Annotated in this window: 1 pseudogene; it reads left to right on the top strand. The window is 70.3% G+C overall.

From position 1 onward, the window contains the following. Positions 1 to 684 (top strand): annotated as a pseudogene (locus FYW99_RS31605) (peptide chain release factor 3); the annotation flags it as partial.

Below are 684 nucleotides of genomic sequence, written 5' to 3'. Positions count from 1 at the left end.
GGCCAGGTGTTCAAGATGCAGGCCAACATGGACAAGAACCACCGGGACCGGATGGCCTTCGTGCGTATCAGCTCGGGCCGCTTCGACCGCGGCATGGTGCTCACCCACGCGCCCACCGGGCGCCCGTTCGCCACCAAGTACACCCAGGCGGTGTTCGGCTCCGACCGCACCACCATCGAGACGGCCTATCCCGGTGACGTGATCGCGCTGGTCAACGCCCAGGCGCTGGCGGTGGGCGACACCCTCTACGACGGCCCCAAGGTGTCCTACCCGCCGATCCCCAGCTTCGCCCCCGAGCACTTCGTGGTGGCGCGGGCCAAGGACGCGAGCAAGTACAAGCAGTTCCAGCGCGGCATCGCCCAGATGGACGCCGAGGGTGTGGTGCAGGTGCTGACCTCGGACGTGCGCGGTGAGCAGGCGCCGGTGCTCGCCGCGGTGGGCCCCCTGCAGTTCGACGTGGTCAAGCACCGCATGGAGCACGAGTTCCGGGCCCCGATCGAGGCCTCGCCGCTGGACTACTCCGTGGCGCGGCGCACCGACGCCGAGTCGGCGCCCGCCCTGCACGCGCTCTCGGGCGCCGAGGTGCTGCGGCGGCGGGGCGACGGCGAGTTGCTGGTGCTGGTGCACAACAAGTGGCGTCTGAGGGTCATCGAGCGCGACCACCCCTCGCTGTTCATGGAGCCG

Source organism: Nocardiopsis deserti (assembly GCF_008638355.1).
Classification (GTDB): Bacteria; Actinomycetota; Actinomycetes; order Streptosporangiales; family Streptosporangiaceae; genus Nocardiopsis; species Nocardiopsis alborubida.
The sequence above is the reverse complement of the archived record's forward strand: the minus strand, read 5'-3'. Positions and strand labels throughout refer to the sequence as shown.